Consider the following 16,083-nt stretch of genomic DNA (forward strand, 5'->3'; position numbering starts at 1 on the left):
GACTTTTGGGGCGGGCAGAGTTACCATACAGACGACAAAAAACACCTCGGATGCGGCGGAAAGCTGCATTCGGGGTGTTTTGCTTGACCACAGTTTATCCCATTTACACGACCGGAGTACACGGAAACAGTGGAGGTAAGAGTGCCGGAAAGGATGTGTTTCTGAGCGGAAAGGGGCGGAAACGGCTGGAAATAAGCGGAGACCGGTACTCCCAAATTCTTTGGGAGCAAGATGCCGCAGGTCCGAATCCTGCCACTCCAACCAGTCGAGAGCCTCGACACGCATTTTGCGTAGTTGAGGCTCTTCTTTTTACAATTACTATATTATCCTTGAGGATATTAAAAGCACTCGCAACAAAAATCCAAGAACTTCAGGTTCTTGGATTTTTATTTGATGATATAACTCACCAATACGCAGAAAACGGTTATGGAAACAATCCATAACCGTCTTAAACCTTCTTATCTTTGTACTCTTCCGCTACCGTCGCCGCCTGCAAGCTTTTCAACCTCAGAAACGCTAACGCGGTTGTAGTCACCTTCTACAGAGTGTTTGAGTGCTGATGCCGCAACTGCAAATTCAATAGCAGACTGCGTATCTTTTCCGTTAAGCAATGCATAAATAAGTCCGCCGCCGAAAGAGTCGCCTCCGCCTACACGGTCAACAATATGCAGATGATAAGATTTAGAGAAGCAATAATTTTCTCCGTCATAAAGCATTCCCGCCCAATCGTTATCGCTGGCAGAAATTGAAGAACGAAGAGTAATAGCTACTTTTTCAAAACCAAATTTATCGGAAAGCTGTTTTGCAACAGACTTATATCCGTCATGATTAAGTTTTCCGCCGTAAATATCTGTATTTTCTGCTTCAATTTCAAATACGTCTTTGGCATCTTCTTCATTGGAAATACAAACATCTACATATTGGCACAAATCAGTCATAGCTTTTCTTGCTTCATCTCTTGTCCATAATTTCCCACGATAGTTAAGGTCGCAAGAAATTTTAACACCTTTTGACTTAGCAGCTTTACAAGCCTCACGACAGATTTCTACCATATTGCCTCCGAGCGCAGGAGTAATTCCTGTAAAATGGAACCAATCTGCGTCCTCAAAAATATTATCCCAATCAAAATCAGTAGAAACAGCCTCAGCAATTGCAGAATGTGCTCGGTCATAAATGCAAACAGATCCGCGCTGTGAGGCTCCTTTTTCAAGATAGTAAATACCTACTCGCTCACCGCCACGAACTATTTTTGATGTATCAACGCCGAAATGGCGAAGTGAATCAACTGCAGCCTGACCGATAGCATGTTTGGGAAGCTTTGTAACATAAAGGCTATCCAAACCATAGTTAGCAAGTGAAACTGCTACATTGGCTTCTCCTCCGCCAAATGTTGCTTGCATCTGATCATTTTGGAAAAATCTATAATATCCGTTAGGCGCAAGACGAAGCATAAGCTCGCCGAATGTAACTACTTTTTTCATTATTTTTCTGCCTCCATTTTTTCAAGCGCTTCTTTTACAAAGAAGCTACCACCTATAGCCACTATTTTATCAAATGCCAAAAATTCATCTATATTGCTTCTATCAACTCCGCCGGTGGGAATAAATTTAACCTGTGGGAATGGTGCTGAAAGCGCCTTTAGCGCTTTAAGACCGCCATAGACATTTGCCGGAAAGAATTTCACTGTTGTAATCCCAAATTCGAGTGCCGCCATAATCTCGGTAGGAGTTACACATCCGGGATAATAAGGAACATTTTTCTCCTTACAAATAGTTGCAACAGCAGGGGAAAATCCGGGAGATACGATAAAGGTTGCGCCTGCAGCAAGTGCCATCTCGCACTGTTCAGCATTGATAACAGTTCCTGCCCCAACCTCCATATCCGGATAATTTTTTACTGCATAAGCGATAGCCTCTGCTGCACAAGCAGTACGGAATGTAATTTCCGCACAATTAATATTGTTATTTTTAAGTGCAGTCAAAATTTTATCAGTTTCAGATAACTCCTTGATGACCACAACAGGAATATACTTTTCCATTTTTCAACCATCCTTTTTGCATTACATAACTGCAATAATTGTCATTTATATTTATTATATTAAAAAATAACACTATGTCAATAAACAACATTCATTTTTATTATCAAAAGCTGATTTTTAAAAAATATATAAGTTTCCTCTTTCTTTTATTTTTATTTATTGACATTTTTTTACGCTCTTAGTATAATATAATAGATTGTTTTAGAAAGGTTAAAGCTATTGATGATATACAATAATATTTTAGAAGCTATGGGCAATACTCCCATAATTCGTTTGAATCATATGACGGGGCCTAATGACGCTGAAGTTCTTGTGAAATTTGAAGGACTCAATGTCGGCGGTTCAATAAAAACACGCACTGCTTATAATATGATTTGTGATGCAGAGCAAAAAGGTCTTATAAATAAAGATACTATTATTGTTGAGCCTACAAGCGGTAACCAAGGAATTGGCTTAGCTCTTGTCGGTGCAGTAAGGGGCTATAAGGTGAAAATAATTATGCCCGATTCTGTAAGTGAAGAAAGACGACTTCTTGTGCGTCAGTACGGTGCTGAGGTTATTCTTGTTCACGATGCGGGAAATATAGGTCTTTGCATCGAAGAATGTCTTGAGTTAGCTCTTAAAATGAAGGCTGAAAACAAAAATGTTTTTGTTCCTCAGCAGTTTGAAAATCCCGCTAATCCTGCTATACAGCGCAGCGCTACTGCAAAAGAAATACTTGAGCAGGTAAATGGTGAAATTCACGGTTTTTGTTCAGGAATAGGTACGGGCGGTACTATAACAGGTATAGGTGAAGTGCTTAAAGAAGCTAATCCCGATATTCTTATTTGGGCGGTAGAGCCTGAAAATGCTGCTATACTTTCCGGCGGTTCAATAGGTACACACGTTCAAATGGGAATTGGCGACGGTATTATTCCTGAGATACTTAACCAAAAAATATATAACGATGTCTGTATTGTAAAAGACGAAGAAGCATTGCAAGCATCTAAGGATTTAGCCGCTAAGGAAGGTATTCTTTGCGGAATTTCCAGCGGAACAAACGTTGCAGCAGCAATTCGTCTTGCTAAAAAGCTTGGAAAAGGCAGGCGTGTCGTAACTGTTTTACCTGATACTGCCGAAAGATATTTTTCGACTCCGTTATTTGAATAAGAATTTAGCACGTCTACGCATTGGAAATGCAGGTTAGTATTCAGTTTTCACAATAAGAAAATAAATCAAATTTTACGCAGTCCAAGTTACTATCAAAAATTTCACGTCAACATACAGGCGTGGAGTTTTAAAATATTACATAGGAGATGTATTAAAATGGAAATGCTAAAAAAATTTTTCCCCAACGCTTTTAAAGCAACTGACCTCAAATCATTTATAACGGCTCTCGTTATATATGTTTTGATCGATATTGTCTGCGGTTTTGTAATTGGCCTTCTGGCAAAGATTCCGCTTATAGGCATTATCTTTTCAATTGTTGGCTCGTTAGTGGGACTTTATGCTCTTGTCGGCATCATACTTTCTGTTCTCGTTTTTGTTAAGGTTATAAAATAATTCCAAAACCCCCTCTATCCAAATAATCGGATAGAGGGGGTTTTCTCAGCTTTTGATATTTTTTATTTATTTAATATCCAGCCACAATCTCCGTGGTAAATCATTTGTTTTGTCATTCCGCCGTCAATGCAAATATTTTCACCTGTAATAAAGCCTGCCATATCAGAGCACAGATAAAGCACCATATTTGCAATATCCAAAGGATTTCCTACTCTTCCTGCGGGCTGTTGTACGGCATCAGCTCCTTCATAAGCTTTATAATCATTATCAATCCAGCCCGGTGATATAGAATTAACTCTCACTCTACCGGAAAAGCTTACCGAAAGTGCATGAGTCAAGGCGCTGATAGCACCTTTAGCAGAGGTATAGCTCTCTGTCTGAGGCTGACTCATACGGTCACGGGAGGAGGAAATATTGACAATGCTTGCCCCTTTTGAAAAATACGGTGCAAAGAGCTTAGAAAGATAAAACGGCGCTGTTACTCCTACCTTTAAGGCATATTCAAAATCCTCGTAGCTTCCCTCTTCTATGCCGCACATTTTAGGTGGAGCGTTGTTAATAAGGCAATCTACTCTGCCACAATCTGAAATTATCTTGCTTGCAAAGCTTTCCAAAATCTCCTTATCTGCAATATCACCAACAAAATAATCATTACTAAGAATATCAATTATACAGACCTTGGCACCCGCCTTTTCAAACTGTTCCTTGATGCATTTTCCTATTCCTCTGGCACCGCCTGTTATTACAACTATTTTATCTTTAAAATTAAACATTTCAATTTCCTCTTTCTTGTATAAAAACCTGCAGTTTTTACACCGCAGGTTTTTAATTGAACAACTTAGTATTACTTATTTGACATAGCTTCAGAAATAATAGCTATTACTTTATCATAACAGCCACCGCAGCCTGAAGAACAATGGGTTGTTTCTTTAACAGCATCAAATATTCCTAACAGATTATTTATATTGTTGTGCTTTTGTATTTCATTCAAAATGTCGAAATAGCTAACGCTGTTACATTTACATACCACATAATCTTCAACTGATGAAGTATTAAGAGGCTTCAATTCACAAGCTTTTATTTCAACATCTGCTTTCCAAAGTCCGTGCAAATTACAGTAAGCATATACCGCAACAGGCTTTTCATCGGCAAGAGCAAAGCTTACCTTAGGTGCTTTACCTATTTCAAGGCACTTACGCTGACCGCCCTTATCTGTTTGCAAATATACCCAAAGAATACTGTGTTCTTTGGTCATCGGATGTTCTATTTCACCTATCTCTACATTTACAGTATTTTCTGAAACACTTACAACAGGAATATGCTTTTCACGGCTTGCTTCTGCTACGCCTGCTTCAAGTTTTGTCATTTTTTGGCCGCAGCACATCATAGGAACACCTGCATCGTGAATCATTCCTATTAAATTCCCGCAATGCTCACAAATAAAAAATCTAATTTCACACATATTTTTCCACTCCTTTTGTTCTTGAGCCTATTATAATACAAAGCTTTTATTTTTTCAATAATTATTTAATGAGATTTTTCGACGTATCAATCAAAAATAACTGATTTTTTCTTACCGTTTTTATTTCTCGGATATTCTCTTATTCTAACAATAAAATCAAAATTTATCAATTCATCGGCGCCTGCTTTTTCCACAAGAATTCCGCCCTCGTTAACTTCTTTGATAATTCCTGTAAGCTGTGAATTAAAGGTATAAATAATACATTCCTTCCCCAAAAATTTCTGAGCTAATTCATACATTTGAGTATCATCCTTTTTTCTTTTATTCAAAATATTTTTTATAACTGTTTTTTCGTTACGCTGTGTTATGAAAATAATCAAAAACATCATAACTATCGGTATATACGCTATCATATACGAATATTCCACGGTATTTCTCCCAATTATTTTAATTTCTTTCCGTCAGAAAAAGCATTGCCGACCTTTTCGCCAAGCTTAATATATGTATGATGCACAGGGTCATATGTAATTGCTTCAAGCTTTACAGGGTCGATTTGTCCATCTGTTCCCAACACCGTTTCATCTGCGCTGACATTTACAATTTCACCAATACAGATACCATCCTCGTTGAATTTGAGCAGCTTACACTCAACAGTCATCGGAAATTCGTTGATAACAGGCGCATTTACAAAGGCGGATTTCACAGTAGTAAAACCTGCTTTATCCATTTTATCAGAAACTTTATTTCCCGAAACAATACCAACGTAATCAGCTTCTATAACGTGCTTTGCATCGGCAATACTTACCGTAAAAGCACCGCTTTCAATTATGTTTTTTGTAGTCTTATGGTCATCTGCAAGACATACCATTATCTGATTTGTATCATAAGTTCCGCCCCAAGCTGCGTTCATACAGCACGGCTTGCCGTTCTTATCATAAGCAGCAACAATAAATACGGGCATAGGATACATCCAGGTTTTTACTCCAAAATCTTTACGCATATAAATTTACCTCCTATATATTTCTATTGCTTTGGAAATGAATTCTGCGGTGTCGGGGGCGTGTTTATCAATGTTATTTTTAAAGCGTTTGTCGGCGACATACATTTGACCGAGCCCTGCGAGAATTTCGCCAGTACAGTGGTAGTAATTATCGGTGATATAGTTTTGCATTTCTTTTACAAGAGTCTGAGCTTCAATTGAGTCAGCAGTGTGTCCGCTTCTCTTGCACTCGGCAAATTTTGCAAGTATTTCATTAAGACCATCGTTTGCCCGTTGCCATTTATCTGTAGTATAAGCTGCGGTTTTCTTTTCATATTCCTGATATGCGACGGTGTCGCCCCAGCGTTCTTTAACCTCTCTATCGTAATTATTCATCATTTTTCCCCCTTATTTCATACGGCCAGTCTATTATATATATTATATCATTTATTTTTACTTTTCTCAATGCTATTTTTACACTTGAAGTTTATATTAAAAATGCGGTATAATACATAGAAAGAAAGCGAGGGCTTTTTATGAAAACTATTACTGTCCGTTCCTATCCTTCTCCCCTTTCCCGAGTTTGTCTCGGAACAGGCTCTATGGGAGAATTGGGATTAACAGGCAAGCCAAAAGAAGCTGCCTTTGATATTCTTGATGCTTATTATCAATTAGGCGGCCGTCTTCTTGACACTGCAAATATATATGGACGTTGGGGTGTTGACAAAACCAATGCTTCTGAAAAAATTATAGGTGCTTGGCTTAAAGAAAGAAAAATTACCGATACTACTATTATAACAAAAGCCTGCCACTATGACTTAGAAACACCTTCTATCAGCCGAGTTGATAGTATTTCTCTAAAAAAAGACATAGAAGAAAGCAGAACAGCTTTAGGACTTGATAAGCTTCATATTATTCTTTTACACCGAGATAACGAGGCTTTGGACATTCGCAGTATTGTTGATTTTTGCGTGTCTTTAGTAAATGAGGGTAAAGCTTCACGTTTTGGTTTTTCCAACTTTAAAGCTCACCGTGTTAAAGAAGCGATTGAATATTTAGGCAAGGATTGGGACAAATATTTTGTCGGGGTATCAAACGAATGGAGTCTTGCTATGGACGGAACAGAAAACTATTATCCGCCGACACAAATGATAGCAACTGATAATGCCTTGCGTGAAGTACAAGCTGAATATAAATTCTCCTTATTTCCCTATTCTTCTATTGCTCACGGCTTTTTCTCAAAGCTTCAACAATGTAACGCTGTCTATGACGGTTTTTGGCATAATACAGAAGATTTTTCTGGCAATAAGGAATGGCTTACCGACAAAAATGGGTCAATGTATAACCATTTGATTTGTCTTTGTCAAAAAAACAATATATCAATAAGTATGCTTTCTCTTGCTTATTTACTTGCACAACCCGATACAATTCCTGTTATGAGTGTCAGCCGTATAGAGCAATTAAAAGAGCTTTCTTTAGTAACTGAAAAAGAATGGAATATATCTATTTTTAAAATATAATGTTTATTTATGTTGCAAATAGTATTTTAAAGTGCTATAATGTAATAAGACAATCCTTTAAATCACAATATATTGGATATGAGAAAAATCATGAGAAGTCAAAATTTCAATATTCCGAATTGCATTACATCTCTGCGAATTATCGGAACAATATTCCTGTTATTCGTTGCACCTTTAACAACACCTTTTTTTGTTATATATACGTTAACGGGTGTTACTGATGTTTTAGATGGATTTATTGCAAGAAAAACAAATACTGTAAGTAAATTCGGTACAAAGCTTGACAGTGTTGCAGATTTAATGTTTTATACTGTTATGCTGTTAAAAATATTCCCTATACTATGGGAAAAGCTTCCTAAACAAATCTGGATAGTTGTTGCTTTAATCTTACTTATCAGAGTTTCTGCATATATCGTATCTGCAGTTAAATACAAGCAATTCGCTTCCCGTCATTCATATTTAAATAAATTAACAGGTCTTGTTCTGTTTAGTGTGCCCTATTTTCTTTCCTTACCCTTTGGAACTCCTCTTTGTTGGACTGTATGTATAATAGCGGCATTAGCTTCAAGCTATGATTTGTTCGTTTATCTTTTTAAAAAAATCTAAAAAATGCACCGATTTATCTCTTATGTAAAATCGGTGCATCTTTTTATCTGGCTGTGGGTTTTATTACTCCGCAAGCAATTTTTTTACCGGCATTTCCGGAAGGCTGAGTTGCAAAATCATCTGTAGACGAATGAATTACTACGGCTTTCTCCAAAATCTCTTTAACTGTAAATCTATCAGTTAAAAAAGCCAAAACTGCTTTACCGTTTACGCTAAATAACGATGGCATATCCCCTGCATGATAGGGATGCGGACAATCCTTTGGATTGTAATGTCCCTTTGTATCTGCAAAGAAATCGTTTTCATCACCTGTACACTGTGAGCCGCTGTGAATATGAAAAGCAAATATGGGTGTGTCACAAACCTCTGCTTCTTTAGGGAGTCCAAAAATTTCAGCACGCACCATTACGCCCTCTCGCATCTGATAAAAAAACACCAAGCCTTTTATATCGGGATATTCTTCACTGCCGTTTATAAACGCTACTGCGTTTGCAGGCCTTCTGAAAACAGAAAAAATGCTATTGAATTTTCTCATAATCTCACCTCGTTTTATTTACATATACATTATATGTATAAAACGAAAAAAAGTTATTTTAGAATTTCTGATTAATTAAAAAAACAATTGAATAAAAGCTAAATATATGGTATAATATGTCTAATAATGGTTATAGTTAGTCGAAAAAGTAAATAAAAATACTTTTTGACGCCAAACCATTACAATATAGAAGGCAGGAACGCAATTATGAAAGATATTAAAAGTGTTGAAGATTTTAACAGCAAAATTAAAAAGATTATTATAACAAAGGAAGAAATTGATGAGAAGATAAAGGAAGCCGGAAAAAAGATAGACAGTATCTATGACGGCAACCCTATACTGTTAGTAAGTATATTAAAGGGCTCTTTTATTTTTATGGCTGACCTTTGCCGAGCTGTAAGTGTCCCCTGTGAAATCGGTTTTATGTGTGCAAAAAGTTATTACGAGGGCACCGTTTCCTCCGGTATTGTAAAAATAACTATGGACCTTGACCGAGATATCAGCAAATACCACGTTGTAATAGTAGAGGATATTATTGATACAGGCAGAACCTTAAAAGATGTCGTAAAGCTTTTAAAATCACGAAATCCGCTTTCTTTAAAAGTTCTTTCCCTGCTGGATAAGCCTTCAAGAAGAATTGTTGATTTTGAAGCTGATATTGTACTCTTCACCATTCCCGATTATTTCGTTATCGGCTACGGTCTTGACTGCGGTGAATATTACAGAAATTTACCCTACATAGCAGAATTTGCAGAAGAATAATTGATAAAAAAGTCCGAACTTTTTCAGTTCGGACTTTTTTAACCTAATAAAACATCTGTTATCAGCATAACACAAAAGCCGACAAGCAGTGCGTAAGTAGCGCCTCTTTGGTTTCCGTGTGCGTGCGTTTCGGGAATCATTTCATCGCTGATAATATAAAGCATTGTGCCTCCTGCAAAGGCAAGGGCAAAAGGAAGAATTATTGATGCGATATTTACTGCAAAATATCCTATCAAGGTTCCTGCTACCTCTACAAGTCCCGTAATCATAGCACATATAAAGGTTTTCTTAGTTGTTACTCCCGCCGCCAGCATAGGCCCGATAATTACCATACCTTCGGGAATATTTTGCAAAGCAATACCGCCTGCAATAATAAGTGCGTGAGAAGAATTTTCTGAGCCAAAGCCTACTCCTGCCGCAATTCCTTCGGGCAAGTTATGTATGGCAATAGCGGTTACAAACAAAAGAACCTTACTTAAATTAGTATTGTTATGAGCTTCTGTATCGCTTCCCATAAGCTTATGAAGGTGAGGCACTAACTTATCTATAAGATTAAGGCAAACTGCACCCACAAAAATTCCGACAACTGTAATAAGTATTCCGTATTTTCCGCCGTATTCCAATGATGGTAAAATAAGTCCCAACACTGCTGCGGCAAGCATAACGCCTGCGGCAAAGGATAATACAATATCCGAAAATTTATGAGATACTTTTTTAAAAATAAATCCTATTAAAGCACCTATTATTGTTGCTCCGCCTACTCCGAAAGCAGTTAACAGCACTAAGCTCATATAAAAAACATCCTTTCAAAAGGGGCTGTAAAAAAAGCGCAGAGCGCATAAAACAAGTAAATAAAGTAACCATATACCATCTTTTTATGAAAAAAAGAGCAAAAATTAATAGAAAAACATCTTTTTGATAATTCTTCTAATAAATATACGTTTTTTGCTATCTGCCAATTTCGCCCTCGGAGTACCTCTGTACGCCGTCGGGTAACCGCCGACAAGGCTTTGTCGGCGCAAAATTGACAGATTCTGCACATTTTTTCCTATCCCCTAAAAATGAGGCTGTAAAAAAACTTTTTCGTTTTTTTTACAGCCCCTTTTACCATTTCTTATTGCTCGCTGAAGCTGTCTTTGCCTACTCCGCAAAGAGGACATACAAAATCATCGGGAAGATCTTCAAATTTTGTGCCCGGTGCAATACCGTTATCGGGATCGCCTGCCGCTTCGTCATAAACCCAGCCGCATACATCGCATACATACTTTTTCATTTTATTTTCCTCCTTTTAAAATATATTACTTGCTAAGCTCTTGTGCAAGAGCGTCAAGCTGAGCAAGACTTTCTTCATTAAGACTTGAAACAATTTTCACAGTTGTATCGGAAAAGGTTATATTTTTGCTTTTTTCAAGCATATCCTTCATCACCTTCGCCGCAATAGGCGCCCAACTTCCGTTTTCAATTAAAGCTACTGTACGGTTACTGAAATTACGTTCTGTTAAATGATTGATAAATTCACGCATAAAAGGGAAAATCTCTGCATTATAGGTAGTGGTTGCAAGAACTATTTTGCTGTATCTGAAAGCATCCTCTACAGCTTCTGCCATATCACAGCGTGCCAAATCATTTATTACTACCTTAGGACAGCCGTTTTCCTTTAATTTTTCTGCAAGATACATAACTGCCTTTTTAGTATTCCCATAAATTGAGGTATATGAAATTACAATTCCCTCTTCTTCGGGCTGATAGCTTGACCATATATTATATAAATTAAAATAATATTCTAAATTCTCGCTGATTACAGGACCGTGCAAGGGGCAAATAATCTCGATATCCAAAGCCGCTGCTTTTTTTAACAGGTTTTGCACCTGAACACCGTATTTACCTACTATTCCTATATAGTAACGCCTTGCTTCGCAAGCCCAATCCTCTTCAATATCCAAAGCTCCGAATTTTCCGAAAGCGTCAGCTGAAAACAAAACCTTATCGGTACTGTCATAGCTTACAATAACCTCGGGCCAATGCACCATAGGCGCTGTTACAAAGCTTATATTATGCTTTCCTAAAGAAAGGGTATCTCCTTCACCTACAACTATTTTATTTTCTTCAAAATCTATCCCGAAAAAATTTTTCATCATTACAAAAGATTTAGAAGATGCAACAACCTTCACATCGGGATAAGCGTTTATAAGGCTAATAATATTTGAAGAATGGTCAGGCTCCATATGCTGAATTATAAGATAATCGGGCTTTCTTTCCGAAAGCGCATTTTTAATATTATTGAGCCATTCATCAGTAAAGCCTGCGGAAACAGTATCTATAATTGCAATTTTTTCATCTATTATAGCATATGAATTATACGCCATTCCGTTAGGCACTTCATACTGACCTTCAAACAAGTCAATTATATGGTCATTAACTCCGATATATTTAATGTCATTTGTAATTTTCATTTTTACCTCTGATTAATAATATTCTCAAATAATTATACCATATAATTTTTGAATTATCAACCAATTTATTATATAAAAACGTCTGTCAATTTAAAAATCAACAGACGTTTTTGTCATTTTATTTTATTGAATACCACATATCAAGATATGCTCTGACATCTTTTTTCATTTGCTCAAAAATTATGTTCTGACGATAAGCTGTTGTAAAATATCCAAGATTAGCAGGCTCGTCTGGATTTGCTTTTTCTGTAAGGTAGCCGTCAGCCACTAATTTATCAACAGTAGCTTTATTTGCAACCTTGCGTGCATTACGTACCATCTGGTCAAACAGATAAGGTGAGGAATCACGCTCCAAAGCTGTCCAAACATTAACCTTGCACACACCGTCATTATAAAGATTTGCCACCTGATCATTGGGAACAGAAGATGTTCCGTGAAGAACGATATGCTCGCCTATAACCTTTTTGATTTCTCGGCTTACTTCACCGTGATACTGCAAATCCTTACCGGAAGCACGATGCTCTGTACCAAGATTGCACACTACAAGGTCTACTCCTGTTTCGTCTATGAAACGGCGTGCATCTTCAGGTGTTGTCAGGTTATTGCACGCTCCGCCTCCTGCATCTACTATTTCGTCACAAGCGCCTTCTATAACAATTTCGTGTCCGCGCTTTTTAACGAATTCAGCGGTCTTGCGGATATTTTCTTCTAAAGGAAGATTAGAAGCATCGTACATAATTGAAGCATAATCTGTAAGGTCGCTCTCTAATAAAACAGCGTCCAAATCGTGCTGTATATGGTCAAGATGAAGCATTACCTGTAAGTTCTCAAAAATACCGCCCTTATCAGCCAATACTTTCATTTCCTCAGTAAACAGCTTAAGACCTGTATCACAGCAACCTGTATTGGTATAGTTAGTAGCCTGGCTACGATGGTCATAGCGGCAGGTTATTGCCACAATAATAGGTAATTTATCTAAGCCGTGATCTTTTCTGAATTCTTCTGCGGCTGTAAGAATTGCTTCATTAGTAGTTAAATTTTCGGTGCAAACACAAGGAAGTACCCAGCCCTTTTCACCGGCAGCCTTATATATATCTAAAACTTCTTGTCTGTCACGAATGATACTCATTTTTTTCTCCTTAAATCTTCACTACGTTATATTTAAGATATGTGCCAAATGCTTCTTCCAAAACTTCCTGCATATGACCTACACCAACAGTAGTATGATGCTTAAAGCCGCCACGAGCAAGCTTTATAAGCTTATTCTGTAAATCATCAATCTCAGCTACGCCGCCGCAACCAAAGAAAGCAGCTTCTATTTCATCATCTGTAAACTTACCTTCGCTTGCATATATTGTAAGCTTGCCGTCCTCTGTCAGACAGTTAGAGTAAGTCATATCGAAAGCACGGATTCTGCCTTCGTTTGTACCCCAACCGCTGCCGGGATCGCCTTTAGCAAACATCTTATGCTCTGTAACTGTTCCCTTTCCTTTCATAAGACCCTGAGCAACAGGACCGCAATGGAAGAGGATAACTTTATTTTCGTCTTCACCGTAGTTGTTATTCCAGTCAAGACAAGTTGTGGGCTCACCGGAAGCCAATGCCATAGCACGCATAGAGATAGCTGAGCAAAGGTCAATTTCACAGGAGCAAACTATACCGCGGTCATTGAGCTCTGAAATGAGCACGCAAGGACATACACGCAAAATAGTTTCCATCTCGTTCCAGCAACGTAATGTGATAGCATCAAGATGATATTCTTCTATGTATTCATCAATAACTACGCTGATTTTAGCAAGTGTAAGCTTGTTTGACATAGGTACACGTGAAAAATCGGTATAATTTTCAAGATGCTTAATACGTGCTAAAACTGCTGCATCGTCATCAGCCTTCTGCTGTACCTTGAATACTAATTCAGAAAGGTCAAAGGACTCTACATTTATGCCGTAACGCTGAAGAGTAACCTCGTCAAATCTAACTGTTTTGAAAGCAGTTGTACGGGCACCGATACAGCCAAGATTAAAGCGCTTCATACCGCCTACTACACGGCAGATAGCCGCAAAATCGTCTAAATTCTGACGGAAAGCATCTGTCAAGGGATGTACTACGTGGGGCTTCAGAACGGTAAAGGGAATCTTATACTGATAGAAAACATCAGTAACAGAGAACTTACCGCAGTAAGCATCACGGCGATGCTTAAAGTCCATCTTGCCGATTTCATCGGGATAAGCTTGCATCAAAATCGGAACGCCTGCATCCTGCAAAGCTGTAACAGCTCCGTTTTCATCTACGAAAATAGGCATACAGAGAATAACTCCGTCATATTCGCCCTCATGAGATTTCAGCCAATCGTGATAAAGAAGGCCTTCATCTCTTGTTTCTACTGCTCCGTAACGAGTAGCATCTTCGTCCATAGCTATATAGTCATAGCCTGCATCTGTAACCGCTTTTATCATATCCTTACGAGCGCCTAAAATAAGCTCTCCGGGCATAAATCCACGGTTACCGAAAAATAGTGCAAAAGTAGTTTTCTTTTTCATAAAAATCCTCCTAAACATTAGCTTTTTGCTAATTATTAATTACTAAAAATACGTATATGTACATCATTATATACTACGTTTAGTATATCATATTATTTTTTTTAGTCAATAATTTGTATACAAAAAATCATTATTTTTTAATAGAATTTACACTTTTTTAGCTTTAGTTGTATATTTTTCAGCTAAACCTTGCTTTTTCTCATATAATTTTATTTTCTTGTCCAGGTAGCAGGCATAAACAGAATAAGCAAAGGATAAATTTCAAGACGGCCAAGCATCATAGCAAAGGTCATACACAGCTTAGAAAAGCCCGAATACGCATTGTAATTAACAGCCGCTTTTCCAAGGGCAGGACCTATATTGTTAAATGTAGATACCGCCGCTGAAAGATTAGTTTCTATATCAAAAGGTTCAAGACATAAAATCAGAAACAGCGCAACTATACATAAGCAATATATTGCAAAATATGACCAGACACCTGTCATCATCTCTTCGTCTACTATCTTACCCTCAAAGCGAATTGATTTTACTGTTCTGGGATGCAATATATGTTTAATTCTATTGTTTATACCCTTACACAATACAACAAAACGGGAAACCTTAAGTCCTCCTGCCGTAGAGCCTGCACAACCGCCCAAAAACATAAGCATAAGCAGTATTGCTTTAGAGAAAACAGGCCAAGCGTTAAAATCAGCTGTTGTATATCCTGTTGTACTTATAATCGCCGCAACCTGAAAGGCTGAGTCACGTACAGCGTGACTGCCTGACTGATACTGAGGCAAAATATTAAAGAATATAATTATGACTGAGGTTGTAATTATTCCTAAATATATCCAAAGTTCTCTGCTCTTTAAAGCAGTTAAGACCTTGCCTGCAATTATAAAATAAAAAAGGTTAAAGTTTATTCCGAAAATTGCCATAAATACAGTGATTACCCACTGAATATACGGACTGTATGAAGCTATACTGTCTGCCTTTATACCAAAGCCGCCTGTACCCGCAGTAGCAAGGGCGTGTACTATACTTTCATAAACAGACATTCCTCCGCATAAAAGCAAAACCGCCAATGACAAAGTAAGTACTATATAGATTATATATAAAATTCTCGCTGTAGACTTTGCTCTGGGCACAAGCTTATCTATAACAGGTCCGGGCATTTCGGCACGAAGCATATGAATAGAACGTCCTGAAGCTGATGGTGCAATAGCCATAACAAGCACCAGCACTCCCATACCGCCTATCCAATGAGTAAAGCTTCTCCAAAACAAAATGCCTTTACTTAAAATTTCAACATTTTCAACAATAGTTGCTCCCGTAGTTGTAAGTCCGCTTGCCGTTTCAAAAAAACAGTTTATAAAGCCGGGGATTTCTCCGCTGAAATAAAAGGGCAATGCACCTAAAAATGATAAAACTACCCAGGAAAGAGCAACAGTAATCAGTCCTTCCTTGGCAAAAAATACCTCATCCTTAGGTTTAAAAAGAAGAGAAGCAAAAAATACAAATGCACAAATAACCGCAGATACCAAAAGCCATATTCCGCTGCCTTCCATATAAATAAGGGACACAAGTGCAGATAACAGTAAGCATACTGCCTCTATACCGACAATTTTACCTGTGGTATGTATTATCATTTTATAATTCATTTA

Annotated in this window: 20 protein-coding genes; 6 read left to right on the top strand and 14 right to left on the bottom strand. The window is 37.6% G+C overall.

The features are described 5' to 3' along the window. Positions 1-83: 83 nt before the first annotated feature. Entirely contained in the window at positions 84-443 is a 360-nt protein-coding gene (locus E7480_00005; protein ID MBE6902977.1) for a hypothetical protein, read from the top strand. A 15-nt stretch (positions 444-458) separates the two neighbouring features. Here E7480_00005 and E7480_00010 read toward each other — a convergent pair whose 3' ends face one another. Together E7480_00010 and eda are read right to left on the bottom strand one after the other, a co-directional pair. Continuing rightward, entirely contained in the window at positions 459-1,481 is a 1,023-nt protein-coding gene (locus E7480_00010; protein MBE6902978.1) for a sugar kinase, read from the bottom strand. Then, a complete protein-coding gene (eda, locus tag E7480_00015) occupies positions 1,481-2,038 on the bottom strand; it encodes a bifunctional 4-hydroxy-2-oxoglutarate aldolase/2-dehydro-3-deoxy-phosphogluconate aldolase (protein MBE6902979.1) in 558 nt (185 codons plus the stop codon). The genes E7480_00010 and eda overlap by 1 nt, the downstream gene beginning before the upstream one ends. Positions 2,039-2,260: 222 nt before the next feature. Between eda and cysK the strand changes: the two genes are divergently transcribed. Both cysK and E7480_00025 read left to right on the top strand, forming a co-directional pair. Beyond that, positions 2,261-3,187 (top strand): cysteine synthase A, encoded by a 927-nt coding sequence (gene cysK, locus E7480_00020; protein MBE6902980.1) that lies wholly within the window; start codon positions 2,261-2,263, stop codon positions 3,185-3,187. 156 nt (positions 3,188-3,343) lie between these two features. Further along, a complete protein-coding gene (locus tag E7480_00025; protein MBE6902981.1) occupies positions 3,344-3,580 on the top strand; it encodes a hypothetical protein in 237 nt (78 codons plus the stop codon). A gap of 62 nt (positions 3,581-3,642) precedes the next feature. Here E7480_00025 and E7480_00030 read toward each other — a convergent pair whose 3' ends face one another. From E7480_00030 to E7480_00050, 5 genes are all read right to left on the bottom strand, one after another. Further along, positions 3,643-4,353 (bottom strand): SDR family oxidoreductase, encoded by a 711-nt coding sequence (locus E7480_00030; protein MBE6902982.1) that lies wholly within the window; start codon positions 4,351-4,353, stop codon positions 3,643-3,645. A 71-nt stretch (positions 4,354-4,424) separates the two neighbouring features. After that, on the bottom strand, positions 4,425-5,042 hold the full coding sequence (locus E7480_00035) for a hypothetical protein (protein MBE6902983.1): 618 nt from the start codon (positions 5,040-5,042) through the stop codon (positions 4,425-4,427). An 86-nt stretch (positions 5,043-5,128) separates the two neighbouring features. Further along, on the bottom strand, positions 5,129-5,455 hold the full coding sequence (locus tag E7480_00040; protein ID MBE6902984.1) for a hypothetical protein: 327 nt from the start codon (positions 5,453-5,455) through the stop codon (positions 5,129-5,131). Between the two features lie 29 nt (positions 5,456-5,484). After that, the gene (locus E7480_00045; protein ID MBE6902985.1) at positions 5,485-6,042 is read right to left on the bottom strand and encodes a flavin reductase family protein; all 558 of its coding nucleotides are present in this window, start codon (positions 6,040-6,042) and stop codon (positions 5,485-5,487) included. Between the two features lie 6 nt (positions 6,043-6,048). Then, on the bottom strand, positions 6,049-6,420 hold the full coding sequence (locus E7480_00050; protein MBE6902986.1) for a hypothetical protein: 372 nt from the start codon (positions 6,418-6,420) through the stop codon (positions 6,049-6,051). Between the two features lie 137 nt (positions 6,421-6,557). Between E7480_00050 and E7480_00055 the strand changes: the two genes are divergently transcribed. Then, positions 6,558-7,541, top strand: a complete 984-nt coding sequence (locus E7480_00055) for a hypothetical protein (protein ID MBE6902987.1) — start codon at positions 6,558-6,560, stop codon at positions 7,539-7,541. A gap of 78 nt (positions 7,542-7,619) precedes the next feature. After that, positions 7,620-8,147 carry a hypothetical protein gene (locus E7480_00060; GenBank protein MBE6902988.1) on the top strand — a complete coding sequence of 176 codons (528 nt, stop codon included), beginning with the start codon at positions 7,620-7,622 and terminating at the stop codon, positions 8,145-8,147. A gap of 43 nt (positions 8,148-8,190) precedes the next feature. On the opposite strand, the gene E7480_00065 is transcribed toward E7480_00060, so the two are convergent. Beyond that, positions 8,191-8,682 (bottom strand): superoxide dismutase family protein, encoded by a 492-nt coding sequence (locus E7480_00065; protein ID MBE6902989.1) that lies wholly within the window; start codon positions 8,680-8,682, stop codon positions 8,191-8,193. A 207-nt stretch (positions 8,683-8,889) separates the two neighbouring features. Here E7480_00065 and hpt point away from each other — a divergent pair, with 207 nt between their 5' ends. Then, positions 8,890-9,444: a hypoxanthine phosphoribosyltransferase gene (hpt, locus tag E7480_00070; protein MBE6902990.1), complete on the top strand. Its 555-nt coding sequence runs from the start codon at positions 8,890-8,892 to the stop codon at positions 9,442-9,444. A gap of 38 nt (positions 9,445-9,482) precedes the next feature. On the opposite strand, the gene E7480_00075 is transcribed toward hpt, so the two are convergent. The 6 genes from E7480_00075 to E7480_00100 all read right to left on the bottom strand — a co-directional run bounded on the left by E7480_00075 (position 9,483) and on the right by E7480_00100 (position 16,080). Continuing rightward, on the bottom strand, positions 9,483-10,235 hold the full coding sequence (locus tag E7480_00075) for a ZIP family metal transporter (protein MBE6902991.1): 753 nt from the start codon (positions 10,233-10,235) through the stop codon (positions 9,483-9,485). Positions 10,236-10,558: 323 nt separating this feature from the next. Then, the gene (locus E7480_00080) at positions 10,559-10,717 is read right to left on the bottom strand and encodes a rubredoxin (protein MBE6902992.1); all 159 of its coding nucleotides are present in this window, start codon (positions 10,715-10,717) and stop codon (positions 10,559-10,561) included. A 25-nt stretch (positions 10,718-10,742) separates the two neighbouring features. Next, positions 10,743-11,897, bottom strand: a complete 1,155-nt coding sequence (locus tag E7480_00085; protein ID MBE6902993.1) for an FprA family A-type flavoprotein — start codon at positions 11,895-11,897, stop codon at positions 10,743-10,745. 118 nt (positions 11,898-12,015) lie between these two features. Continuing rightward, positions 12,016-13,026 carry a class II fructose-bisphosphate aldolase gene (locus tag E7480_00090; GenBank protein ID MBE6902994.1) on the bottom strand — a complete coding sequence of 337 codons (1,011 nt, stop codon included), beginning with the start codon at positions 13,024-13,026 and terminating at the stop codon, positions 12,016-12,018. A 10-nt stretch (positions 13,027-13,036) separates the two neighbouring features. Then, positions 13,037-14,437: a hypothetical protein gene (locus tag E7480_00095; protein MBE6902995.1), complete on the bottom strand. Its 1,401-nt coding sequence runs from the start codon at positions 14,435-14,437 to the stop codon at positions 13,037-13,039. Positions 14,438-14,646: 209 nt separating this feature from the next. Next, positions 14,647-16,080: a TrkH family potassium uptake protein gene (locus E7480_00100; GenBank protein ID MBE6902996.1), complete on the bottom strand. Its 1,434-nt coding sequence runs from the start codon at positions 16,078-16,080 to the stop codon at positions 14,647-14,649. Positions 16,081-16,083 lie beyond the last annotated feature (3 nt).

The sequence above is a fragment of the Oscillospiraceae bacterium genome, from assembly GCA_015067255.1.
Taxonomy (GTDB): domain Bacteria; phylum Bacillota; class Clostridia; order Oscillospirales; family SIG519; genus SIG519.

Bases quoted from the DNA above. Each gene is read 5' to 3' on its own strand.
- E7480_00040 (MBE6902984.1), bottom strand. From the start codon at position 5,455: ATGATAGCGTATATACCGATAGTTATGATGTTTTTGATTATTTTCATA.
- hpt (MBE6902990.1), top strand. From the start codon at position 8,890: ATGAAAGATATTAAAAGTGTTGAAGATTTTAACAGCAAAATTAAAAAG.
- E7480_00060 (MBE6902988.1), top strand. From the start codon at position 7,620: ATGAGAAAAATCATGAGAAGTCAAAATTTCAATATTCCGAATTGCATT.
- cysK (MBE6902980.1), top strand. From the start codon at position 2,261: ATGATATACAATAATATTTTAGAAGCTATGGGCAATACTCCCATAATT.
- E7480_00010 (MBE6902978.1), bottom strand. From the start codon at position 1,481: ATGAAAAAAGTAGTTACATTCGGCGAGCTTATGCTTCGTCTTGCGCCT.
- E7480_00025 (MBE6902981.1), top strand. From the start codon at position 3,344: ATGGAAATGCTAAAAAAATTTTTCCCCAACGCTTTTAAAGCAACTGAC.
- eda (MBE6902979.1), bottom strand. From the start codon at position 2,038: ATGGAAAAGTATATTCCTGTTGTGGTCATCAAGGAGTTATCTGAAACT.
- E7480_00080 (MBE6902992.1), bottom strand. From the start codon at position 10,717: ATGAAAAAGTATGTATGCGATGTATGCGGCTGGGTTTATGACGAAGCG.
- E7480_00065 (MBE6902989.1), bottom strand. From the start codon at position 8,682: ATGAGAAAATTCAATAGCATTTTTTCTGTTTTCAGAAGGCCTGCAAAC.
- E7480_00075 (MBE6902991.1), bottom strand. From the start codon at position 10,235: ATGAGCTTAGTGCTGTTAACTGCTTTCGGAGTAGGCGGAGCAACAATA.
- E7480_00035 (MBE6902983.1), bottom strand. From the start codon at position 5,042: ATGTGTGAAATTAGATTTTTTATTTGTGAGCATTGCGGGAATTTAATA.
- E7480_00050 (MBE6902986.1), bottom strand. From the start codon at position 6,420: ATGATGAATAATTACGATAGAGAGGTTAAAGAACGCTGGGGCGACACC.
- E7480_00095 (MBE6902995.1), bottom strand. From the start codon at position 14,437: ATGAAAAAGAAAACTACTTTTGCACTATTTTTCGGTAACCGTGGATTT.
- E7480_00100 (MBE6902996.1), bottom strand. From the start codon at position 16,080: ATGAATTATAAAATGATAATACATACCACAGGTAAAATTGTCGGTATA.
- E7480_00090 (MBE6902994.1), bottom strand. From the start codon at position 13,026: ATGAGTATCATTCGTGACAGACAAGAAGTTTTAGATATATATAAGGCT.
- E7480_00055 (MBE6902987.1), top strand. From the start codon at position 6,558: ATGAAAACTATTACTGTCCGTTCCTATCCTTCTCCCCTTTCCCGAGTT.
- E7480_00030 (MBE6902982.1), bottom strand. From the start codon at position 4,353: ATGTTTAATTTTAAAGATAAAATAGTTGTAATAACAGGCGGTGCCAGA.
- E7480_00085 (MBE6902993.1), bottom strand. From the start codon at position 11,897: ATGAAAATTACAAATGACATTAAATATATCGGAGTTAATGACCATATA.
- E7480_00045 (MBE6902985.1), bottom strand. From the start codon at position 6,042: ATGCGTAAAGATTTTGGAGTAAAAACCTGGATGTATCCTATGCCCGTA.